The sequence below is a fragment of the Actinomycetota bacterium genome (assembly GCA_041658565.1).
Lineage (GTDB): Bacteria > Actinomycetota > AC-67 > AC-67 > AC-67 > JBAZZY01.
This window is the reverse complement of record JBAZZY010000021.1, coordinates 39120-47034: the sequence shown is the minus strand read 5'-3', so window position 1 is coordinate 47034 and position 7915 is coordinate 39120. Positions and strand designations below refer to the sequence as shown.

At 63.8% G+C, this 7915-nt stretch carries 11 protein-coding genes; 4 read left to right on the top strand and 7 right to left on the bottom strand.

The window, feature by feature from the left end; all coding sequences use genetic code 11:
• Nucleotides 1–263: 263 nt before the first annotated feature.
• Both WDA27_10740 and WDA27_10735 read left to right on the top strand, forming a co-directional pair.
• Nucleotides 264–494: an Rdx family protein gene (locus tag WDA27_10740; protein ID MFA5891404.1), complete on the top strand. Its 231-nt coding sequence runs from the start codon at nt 264–266 to the stop codon at nt 492–494.
• The gene (locus tag WDA27_10735; protein MFA5891403.1) at nt 491–1402 is read left to right on the top strand and encodes a diacylglycerol kinase family protein; all 912 of its coding nucleotides are present in this window, start codon (nt 491–493) and stop codon (nt 1400–1402) included. The genes WDA27_10740 and WDA27_10735 overlap by 4 nt, the downstream gene beginning before the upstream one ends.
• Here WDA27_10735 and WDA27_10730 read toward each other — a convergent pair whose 3' ends face one another.
• Nucleotides 1403–2143, bottom strand: coding sequence for a glycerophosphodiester phosphodiesterase (locus WDA27_10730; protein MFA5891402.1), 741 nt, complete (start codon nt 2141–2143; stop codon nt 1403–1405).
• A gap of 173 nt (nt 2144–2316) precedes the next feature.
• Here WDA27_10730 and WDA27_10725 point away from each other — a divergent pair, with 173 nt between their 5' ends.
• Nucleotides 2317–2562, top strand: a complete 246-nt coding sequence (locus WDA27_10725) for a WhiB family transcriptional regulator (protein MFA5891401.1) — start codon at nt 2317–2319, stop codon at nt 2560–2562.
• A gap of 34 nt (nt 2563–2596) precedes the next feature.
• Nucleotides 2597–2800 carry a hypothetical protein gene (locus tag WDA27_10720; GenBank protein ID MFA5891400.1) on the top strand — a complete coding sequence of 68 codons (204 nt, stop codon included), beginning with the start codon at nt 2597–2599 and terminating at the stop codon, nt 2798–2800.
• A gap of 6 nt (nt 2801–2806) precedes the next feature.
• Here WDA27_10720 and WDA27_10715 read toward each other — a convergent pair whose 3' ends face one another.
• From WDA27_10715 to WDA27_10690, 6 genes are read right to left on the bottom strand one after another with little or no spacing between them, the layout of a single operon-like run.
• Entirely contained in the window at nt 2807–4246 is a 1440-nt protein-coding gene (locus WDA27_10715) for a histidine kinase N-terminal domain-containing protein (protein MFA5891399.1), read from the bottom strand.
• Nucleotides 4247–4301: 55 nt separating this feature from the next.
• A complete protein-coding gene (locus WDA27_10710) occupies nt 4302–4517 on the bottom strand; it encodes a biotin/lipoyl-binding carrier protein (GenBank protein ID MFA5891398.1) in 216 nt (71 codons plus the stop codon).
• Between the two features lies 1 nt (nt 4518).
• On the bottom strand, nt 4519–5385 hold the full coding sequence (locus WDA27_10705; GenBank protein ID MFA5891397.1) for a 3-keto-5-aminohexanoate cleavage protein: 867 nt from the start codon (nt 5383–5385) through the stop codon (nt 4519–4521).
• A 28-nt stretch (nt 5386–5413) separates the two neighbouring features.
• The gene (locus WDA27_10700; GenBank protein ID MFA5891396.1) at nt 5414–5893 is read right to left on the bottom strand and encodes a DUF2017 family protein; all 480 of its coding nucleotides are present in this window, start codon (nt 5891–5893) and stop codon (nt 5414–5416) included.
• Between the two features lie 44 nt (nt 5894–5937).
• Nucleotides 5938–6267 carry an ATP-dependent Clp protease adapter ClpS gene (gene clpS / locus WDA27_10695; GenBank protein ID MFA5891395.1) on the bottom strand — a complete coding sequence of 110 codons (330 nt, stop codon included), beginning with the start codon at nt 6265–6267 and terminating at the stop codon, nt 5938–5940.
• Nucleotides 6267–7913, bottom strand: coding sequence for an acyl-CoA carboxylase subunit beta (locus tag WDA27_10690; protein ID MFA5891394.1), 1647 nt, complete (start codon nt 7911–7913; stop codon nt 6267–6269). Before WDA27_10690 ends, clpS begins: the two co-directional genes overlap by 1 nt.
• Between the last annotated feature and the right edge of the window lie 2 nt (nt 7914–7915).

Genomic DNA, 7915 nt, shown 5'->3' with positions numbered 1-7915 from the left:
GGGCGGCTAACTCCCGTAGAGTTTGAGGCCGTGTACGAAGGAGCCCTTGCAGCGTGAAAGGCTCACAAGCTACGAGTCAACCAGATCGGGGGCAGTCCCAACCATGTCATGCCGAACTTGAGGCACCTGCCCCAAAAAGAGTGGGGAAGATGCCCCTGTGCCGTTTACGGATGACTTCGGGGGATCCCGGTACGCGTGCATGTTCCGGCAGCAGGATGCCGGGAATGAGTAGCATGCACCTGGACTTGCCCTAAGGAGGCGACGTGAAGATCCAGATCGAGTACTGCGCGGTTTGAGGATACGCAGACAAAGCCGTCGGTCTGGCGGCTGAGGTACTGAAAGAGAACGAGCAGGAAATCGAATCCCTGGAACTCGTGCCATCCTCGGGTGGAGTGTTCGAGGTCAGCGTGGACGGGACGTTGGTCTTCTCGAAGAAGGAACTCGGACGACACGCAAAGGCGGGAGAAGTCATGGATGCGATCAGCCGCCGATGAGACGTGGACTGCTGGTATTCAACCCGGAAGCCACGAGCGTCTCTCCACGCGTGCGCGACGTCATCGCCCATGCTTTGGCCTCGGAGCTGAAACTGGACGTCGCAGAGACAAAGCGGCGCCACCACGCCACCCACTTGGCGATCGGGGCAGCGCATGAGGGATTCGACATCGTCGCGGTGCTGGGAGGAGACGGCACACTCAACGAAGTCGTCAACGGCCTCGCGGGAACCGACGTCACCGTCGTCGCGCTGCCGGGAGGCGGGACGAATGTGTTCTCCCGCACGCTGGGGCTTCCCAACGACCCGATCGAAGCGACGGGTGTCGTCTTGGAACGGATCGCTGAGAACGCCCCCGCCCGCCGGATCAACCTCGGGAAGATCAACGGGCGAGCATTCGCCTTCTGCGCAGGAATCGGCTTCGACGCCGCAGTGGTGCGAGCCGTCGAGCGCCGGTTTCGCCTGAAGCGCAAGATCGGCGAGGGCTTGTTCGTCGCCCAGACACTGCGGACGTTCTTCTTCGTGTACCCGCGACACGATCCGCCGCTAACGCTTCACGCCGGCGGCGAGTCCATCACCCACCTCCACGAGGTCGCGTCGTCCAACTCGAACCCGTTCACATTCCTGGGCCGGCGACCGTTTCAGGTCTGCCCTGAGGCCGATCAGGACTTAGGGCTGGACGTTATGGCGCTCACCAAACTCGGGACGGCAGGAACGCTTCGGATGGTATGGCGCGCCTTCGGCTCGGGCGGACACACGCGACTCCGGCACGTGCGAGCCTTGCACGACTTGAGCGACTTCAGTGTCGAGTCGTCCAGACCTGTTCCGTACCAAGTAGACGGTGACTTCGCCGGGGAGGACACCCAGTTCCGTTTCGAGGTACTTCCCCAGGCGCTCAACGTCCTGGCGTGATCATAGAGTCCCCACCTGGGGTGCACAGGCAGCGCGCGCGCCCGCCGGGTCGTCGGTGAAAACCCCGTCGACACCGATGTCCCGCAGTTCGCGCAGCCGGCTCGGTTCGTTCACCGTCCAAACCAAAACCCGTCGCCCGGCGTCGTGCGCGCGCCGGATGAAGCCGACCTCGACCGCGCCGTTCGACACGTGGCATTCCTCATGGCCGCCGGACACCGCGGTCTGAAGACACCAGTCCAGAGGAAGAGCCTCTGCGCAACCGATTCCCGTGGGGATCTCGGGGGCAAGAGCACGAACAGCCGCAACGGCAAGCGGGTCGAACGACGACAGAGTCACACCCGGAACGCCGGCTACCAGCGGCAGGATGGCTTCCGCGGCCGGCGCGGCCGACCGGAACTCGCCGTCGCGCCAGGAGGCCTTGAGTTCGATGAACAGGCGCGCGCGACCCGAAGCAAGCTCAATCACCTCTTCCACGCACGGCACCTGCAGTCGCGCGCCCCACTCCCGCCGGCGCCCTACATCAGCCCGGCGAACCTCGTCGAAGGTCATGTCCGCGATCCGGGTCGAATCACCCGTGATTCGCTCAAGGTTGTCGTCGTGAATGACCACCAAGCGCCCATCGGCCGTGACCCTGACGTCGAACTCAATCCCGTCGGCCCCGACATCCAGCGCCTGCTCAAACGCCGGAAGGGTGTTCTCAGGTGCAGTCAGAGATGCGCCCCGGTGCGCAATCACGATCATCTTCTCATCCTTGTGAATACGTGAACGCAATTGGAGTCGGCGAAACCTTTTTCCTTGTGGGGTCTTGCCTTGCCCGTGAGCACGGTCTTATAGTCGCTACCGCTCCGGCACTGGAGAAACCTTTCACAATTTATGGGATTTTTGCGTCGAAGGGACGGGTGAGGGCACTGGAAATGGACTGGCGAGGTCAGGCGGCGTGCCGCGACGCTGATCCGGAGATCTTCTTCCCCGTCGGGACAACAGGCCCAGCTCTTGCGCAGGTCCAGGCAGCTCAAGCTATCTGTGGCACGTGCGTCACGCAGTCGGCCTGCCTCGACTGGGCGTTGGACACGGGTCAGGACGCAGGTATCTGGGGAGGCAGCACCGAGGAGGAGCGCCGGGAAGCCAGGCGATCCGCTCGGCAGGCGGTAGCCGTTTGAGTCACCCGTTCGCGGCAGAGAAACAGAACTTCCCATGACCCCCGGCCGAGAGCAGTACCTCGGGCCCGTCGGAATCGCGCGCGAACCTGCCGGCGAGCGTCGGCGCTGGATTGGCCGGATCGCCCTTGCCGGATTCGTATTGCTCATCTCGTGGTTGCTCGTGAACCGCGTCATCCATCCCCCGGCGGACGAACCGTCGCGCGCGGGCATCGAGAGCACGCTTCCCGGCGGATCCTAAGGCGGCTCACTCCCGACCGATCGGGATCACCAACTCCACGCGCGTTCCGCCTGAACTCTGCAAGTCGATGTCCCCGCGGAGTTCCCGCACCAGGGTCCCAACGATCTGCAGGCCAAGGTTGGCGCTCGACTCGAGCGCGAAATCCGACGGCAACCCGGCGCCGTCATCAATCACGACAAGGCGAAGTTCCTTGGACGCTCGATGCATCTCGACAGTCACCGACCCGCCGGAGTTCTTGAAGGCATGCTCCACCGCGTTCTGAATCAACTCCGCCAGGATGAGAGACAACGGCGTGGCAACGTCACTCGACAAGTCACCGCTCGAGCCCACCACGGCAAACTCGATCGGACGATCGGGCCCCACGAGCGAGTGTGCCGCCATGTCCAAGACCCCGTGGGCGACGCGGTCAAAGTCGACTCGTTCGGGGACCTCGTTCTGCGACAAGGTCTCATGGACGAGAGCAATTGACGAGATCCTCCGAACCGACTCCTCGAGTTCGGCGCGCGCCTCGCTGGTTCCGAGCCGTCTGGCCTGCAAGCGCAGGAGCGAGGCCACCGTCTGCAAGTTGTTCTTCACTCGGTGATGTATCTCGCGAATCGTGGCGTCTTTGATCGAAAGCATGCGATCTCGCCGCCGCAACTCCGTGATGTCCCGAACGAGCCCGACAGCTCCGACCAGATCACCTGCGTGGACTACCGGCAAGAAACGTCGGAGCACCCATGTCCCGTTCGCCTCGACTTCATCTTCGACCGGCCGGCACGTCGCGAGCATCCGCGCGACGCTCGGAGCGGCCGGATCCAAATCGACCAGCCGCTCCCCTGCGATGTTCGCGGTCAAACCAAGTCGTCGGTAGGCGGAGACCGCGTTGGGGCTCGCGTATGTAACCCTGCCCTCGGCATCGAGCTGCAAGAATCCGTCCCCGACGCGGGGCAGCAGTTCTCGCTCGAACTCCTCCTCGACAATGTAGGGAAACGTCCCCTCGGCGATCATCCGTTCGAGATCACCGGCGGCGCGCAGGTACGACAACTCCAGGTGTGACGGCGTGCGGGCGGCCGCGAGATTCTGCTCGGCGCTGATCACCGCGAGGACACGCCCCTCAAGAAGGACCGGGACGGCCTCTTCTCGCACCGGCACTCCGCCGTGCCACTCGGGGTCCCCTTCGCGAACGATCCGCCCCTCGCGGAACGCGAGGGCCACCTTCGGACGATTCAGCACATCCACGAAGCGGCCGACCATGTCCTCCTGATAGAGCGTCTGCGCGGGGTACGGACGAACCTGCGCAAGGATCAGAAACCGCTCCGCCCCCACGGTCGGCGCCATCAGCAGACAGTCGGAGAAGGCAAGGTCGGCCAGCAGTTGCCACTCAGCCAAAAGACGGTGCAAGTGCTCGACGTCTCTAGCCGACAACGTGGTGTGGCGACCGGCAAGACCGCTCAGACCCGACATGATTTGAGCATAGCGCCCGGTGAGGACCTCCCCACCGGGCGCCGCGCTGGGTCACTCAGTCGATAACGGCTATGACGTCGCCCTCTTGAACGACGCCGCCTTCCTCGACATTGATCACGCTCACCGTCCCGGCGACAGGAGCCTCAACCGGAATCTCCATCTTCATCGACTCCAGGATCACCAGCGTGTCCCCCTCGGCGACGCCGGCGCCCGCAGACACCATCACCTTCCACACGTTGGCCACCATCTCTGCTTCAACGTTGATTCCCATGTCATCTCCTCGGCGGAAGTCCGATGATCGCGCGCGCCTCGTCCGGCCCGGCGATCTCTCGTCCCGTCTTTCGAATGATGTCTGCCGCGGCGGCAGCCAAATCCCCGTTCGAGGCCGCCATCTCGCCGTTCGGCAGGTAGAAGTTGTCCTCGAATCCGACCCGAGCGTTCCCGCCCAGCGTCGCCGAAGCGGCCACCAGTCGCCATTGCTCGTGCGAAACCCCAATGACTCCCCAGTCGGATCCCTCGGGAAGAATCGACGACAGGTAAGCAAGCGACTGCGTCGTCGGCAACGCTCCGCCCAGCACGCCGAGGATGATCGAGAAGTGCGCGGGGGCCGACAACACGCCCATGTCGATCAGCGGGAAAGCGTTTCCAATATGGCCTGAGTCGAAACACTCCAGTTCCGGCTTCACGCCGACCTCGTTCATCACCTCGAGGAACTTCATGATGTCGGCGAACGGGTTGGAGAACACCAAATCGAACACCAAACTCTTGCGCTTCGGTGAGTACTTGGCGTAGTTCATCGACCCCATGTTCAGTGCCCCGATGTCGGGCTTGAGTTCGCGAACGTGAGCAATGCGCTCTTCAACGGGGATGCCGATCGACCCCGTCGAGAAGTTAATGATGATCTCCGGAACCTCCGAAACGATGGCGTCGCGGATGTCCTTATAGGCGCCGACGCGGTGCGTCGGACTTCCGTCGGACTCGCGCGCGTGAATGTGCACCATCGTGCACCCGGACTCGTACGCGCGCCTGGACTCCGCGGCGTATTCCTCCGGGGTATAGGGAATCCCCGGACACTGCGCCCGGTTGGCGACCACGCCCGAAAGAGCGACGGTGATTACGGCTTTATCGTTGATGCCCATTTGGCTCCTCTCCTCCCCGCGAGCGCGCTCATTCCGGCGCCCCTTCGTCACCCGGCATTGCACCGAGCAGCTCCTCCGAGAGCGTGCCCACCAGCGCGCTCAAATATAGGTACATGTTCTGCGCCGGCGCGTCGGGGTGATCCGAGGGGAACGCTTCGTCGAAGGCGTCTTCAGCAACTCCAATCCGGGTCCCCAGAACAAGCCGGGCATCGTTACACACGCCGAGCCACGCCCCCACCGTCTCCTCGTCAAGCGTCATCGACAGCAACCGCCGCCGCCCACGCGTCGCATCGTCGATGCCGGCGATAACGACGCGCGCGGCGTGTTTCTTCGCCTCGATCAAGTCGTCCCTCGTCATCCGACGGAACTCCTCTTCTCGGTTCGCGTCGTCCGCGTACGCCGGAGGAAACAGCCGATACATCCCCTCGTCCTCCGGCGCCTCAAGCAACGTCAGCACTTCCTCGGCAACCTGGCGAACGGCAAGAGCGGCGTCGGTCGCCAACCTCATCCGTACGGATCCGTTCGACAGCAGGGTAAAGGGGCGAACCGCCATCACGAGTCCCGCTGCATCGTCGCCCAAAGGCCGTGGTGGTGAAGGCGCGCGACATCAGCCTCGGCACGCTCGCGCGCGCCGCTGGAAACGATGGCCCGTCCCTCGGTGTGCACCTGCATCATCAGCTTGTGGGCCTTCTCTCTGGAGAACCCGAACAACTTCTGCAGTACGTACGTGACGTAGCTCATCAGGTTGATCGGATCGTTCCACACAATGACAAGCCACGGCCGATCACCGCGATTGGTCTCGTCCGTCCCGGGGTGCTCGACCCGAGTCGGAGTCGTCACGGTCCCGCCGACCGCAAGCACGACGGCTGCGCCGCCGCGCATCAAACCGGCAGCACTCCGTGCTTGCGCCACGGCCGCTCGATTGCCTTGCCCTCCGCGTACGCCAGACCCTCGCAGATCACCGAGCGAGTATCGGCCGGGTCGATCAAGTCATCGACAAACCCCCAGCCTGCCGCGACGTACGGGCCGATCGAAGAACGCACCGCCTCGATCATCTCGTTGCGCTTGGCGTCACGCTCTTCTTCCGGGATCTTCTCGAGAATCGAGCGGCCGATGATGTTCACCGCGCCTTCCGGACCCATCACGCTGATTTCCGCGGTGGGCCAGCCGACAATCTTGTCCGGCTCGAATGCGCGACCGTTCATCACGTAGTAGCCCGCGCCGTAACCCTTGCGCATCACGACCGTGATCTTGGGCACGGTCGCCTCGCTGACGGCGAACAGCATCTTGGATCCATGCCGGATGATGCCTTGCTTTTCGACCGCCGATCCGACGAGAAATCCGGGGCAGTCCATCAGGAACACCAGCGGGATATCGAACGCATCGCACAGCCACACGAAACGTGCCGCCTTGTCGGCCGCATTGACGTCGATAGCGCCACCGAGAAACATCGGCTGGTTCGCCACGATTCCTGCGGGTCGGCCGCCGAACCTCGCGAACCCGGTGACCATCGAGCGCGCCCAATCCTGCTTCATGGGGAAGAAGTCCCCGTCGTCCACAAGCGCCTTGATCACCTTGCGAACGTCGTAGGCCTGGCGCGGGTTCGCCGGAACGATGTCGTACAACTCCTCGCATCGCCGGTCCACCGGATCCGACGCGGGCCGCACCGGGGGCTTCTCGCAGTTGTGCGACGGGAAGAACGACAAGTAGTGCCGAATGGCCTCGAGGCACTGGTCGTCGTCGGCGACCTCGAGGTCGGCCACTCCGGAGACCTTGCAGTGCACTTGCGAACCGCCCATCTCCTGCTCGGTCACGTCCTCACCGACGGCTGCCTTGACCAAGTGCGGGCCCCCGAGAGCCATCGACGAAATTCCCTTCACCATCGGCACGAAATCGGCGAGACCGGGGATGTAGGCGGTTCCGGCTGCACCGGGCCCCATCATTGCCGCCACCTGCGGGATGACTCCCGACATCACAACTTGTTCACGGAACAACTCACCGGTGCGCGCGAATTGCGATCCGGCCGCTTCTTGGATGCGCGCGCCGGCGGAGTCGATCAGCCATACGATCGGAATCCGCTCGCGCAACGCAAGTTCGCGCATGCGCGTCGCCTTGATCTCCCCCACCATGCCCATCGAGCCGGCCATCACGGTGAAGTCGTACGCGATCAAGCACACACGCCGTCCATCGATCTTGCCGACGCCGGTTACCACGCCGTCCGCAGGCGTGAACTTGCCTTGCATTTGCGGGGACTGCGACTGGTGATGACCTAGAAGTCCGAACTCGCCAAAGGACCCTTCGTCAAAAAGCTTGTCGATGCGCTCGCGGACCGTGAGCTTGCCGAGTGAATGCTGGCGCGCGACCTTGTCGGGTCCGCCGCCGGCGCGGTGGTGATCCTTGCGTGCGACGAGGTCGGCTGCTGCCTGCGCAAGCGTCGGTCCCTCGTACGCAAGGGTCGGCATTTCGCGCTTCTCGCCGCCGGCGGGTCCGGCAGCCGGGGGCGTGCTGGATGGAGTGACGTCGGTCACGT

Excerpts from the sequence above, each read along its gene's own strand:
- WDA27_10735 (MFA5891403.1), top strand. The coding sequence starts at position 491 with ATGAGACGTGGACTGCTGGTATTCAACCCGGAAGCCACGAGCGTCTCT.
- WDA27_10730 (MFA5891402.1), bottom strand. The coding sequence starts at position 2,143 with ATGATCGTGATTGCGCACCGGGGCGCATCTCTGACTGCACCTGAGAAC.
- WDA27_10725 (MFA5891401.1), top strand. The coding sequence starts at position 2,317 with ATGGACTGGCGAGGTCAGGCGGCGTGCCGCGACGCTGATCCGGAGATC.
- WDA27_10720 (MFA5891400.1), top strand. The coding sequence starts at position 2,597 with ATGACCCCCGGCCGAGAGCAGTACCTCGGGCCCGTCGGAATCGCGCGC.
- WDA27_10715 (MFA5891399.1), bottom strand. The coding sequence starts at position 4,246 with ATGTCGGGTCTGAGCGGTCTTGCCGGTCGCCACACCACGTTGTCGGCT.
- WDA27_10710 (MFA5891398.1), bottom strand. The coding sequence starts at position 4,517 with ATGGGAATCAACGTTGAAGCAGAGATGGTGGCCAACGTGTGGAAGGTG.
- WDA27_10705 (MFA5891397.1), bottom strand. The coding sequence starts at position 5,385 with ATGGGCATCAACGATAAAGCCGTAATCACCGTCGCTCTTTCGGGCGTG.
- WDA27_10700 (MFA5891396.1), bottom strand. The coding sequence starts at position 5,893 with ATGAGGTTGGCGACCGACGCCGCTCTTGCCGTTCGCCAGGTTGCCGAG.
- clpS (MFA5891395.1), bottom strand. The coding sequence starts at position 6,267 with ATGCGCGGCGGCGCAGCCGTCGTGCTTGCGGTCGGCGGGACCGTGACG.